Source organism: Pseudomonas sp. 05T35, assembly GCF_056396605.1.
This window is the reverse complement of sequence record NZ_JBFTLU010000781.1, coordinates 1-1,005: the sequence shown is the minus strand read 5'-3', so window position 1 is coordinate 1,005 and position 1,005 is coordinate 1. Positions and strand designations below refer to the sequence as shown.

The following is a 1,005-nucleotide window of genomic DNA, read 5'->3' as shown; positions in this document are numbered from 1 at the left end:
GGCTGATCCTGACCGACAACTGCATCAGCGAATTGCCGAGTGAATTGGGCAATCGACCACACCTGCAAAAGCTGATGCTGGCCGGCAACCACCTGCAAAGCCTGCCCGCAAGCTTGAGCCAGTGTCATCAGCTGGAACTGATCCGCATCGCCGCCAACCGCATGACCGAACTGCCGCAGTGGCTGCTGACATTGCCCGGGCTGGCCTGGCTGGCGTACGCCGGCAACCCGCTGGAAACCGAGGCCGATGCCGCCGCGCTCGAAGCCACGGCGAACATTCCCTGGTCGCAATTGCACCTGCAGCAGCAACTGGGCGAAGGCGCTTCCGGGGTGATTCATCAGGCCGTGTGGGAGCAACCGTCGCAGCCTGAGCGCAAGGTTGCGGTGAAACTCTACAAGGGGCACATGACCAGCGACGGCTCWCCGCTGCATGAAATGAATGCCTGCATCACCGCCGGTATTCATCCCAACCTGATCAAGGTCGAGGGGCGGATTGTCGGGCATCCGCAGGCGCAGGCCGGCCTGGTCATGCACCTGATCGAGCCGAGCTATCGCAATCTGGCGGCGTTGCCGAGCCTGGCGTCTTGCAGCCGTGATGTGTACGCAGAGGACACGCGCTTCAGTGCAGCGGTGGCGCTGCGGATCGCCAGCGGCATTGCCTCGGCGGCCGCGCATCTGCATCAACAGGGCATCACCCACGGCGACCTGTACGGCCACAACACGTTGTGGAATGAGCACGGCGATTGCCTATTGGGCGACTTCGGCGCGGCGTCCTTCCATGCCACGTCTGACACGCTTGAAACGCGCGCGCTGCAACGCATCGAAGTGCGGGCCTTCGGGATTCTGTTGGGTGAGTTGCTGGAGCGGATCGACTCGGGCTTGAGCGTTGAACGCCGCGAGCGCTTGATGGATTTGCAGAGCCGCTGCTGTCAGCCGGACGTGCTGGCGCGTCCAGGGTTCAGCGAGATCATGCAAGAGTTGGCCGCCTGTAACTCAAATCACTAAC

The 1,005-nt window shown here is 62.7% G+C and carries 1 protein-coding gene; it reads left to right on the top strand.

The features are described 5' to 3' along the window. A partial coding sequence (locus tag AC1DH9_RS29780) for a leucine-rich repeat-containing protein kinase family protein (RefSeq protein ID WP_477809409.1) occupies window positions 1–1,004 on the top strand: 1,004 nt, incomplete at its 5' end. Window position 1,005 lies beyond the last annotated feature (1 nt).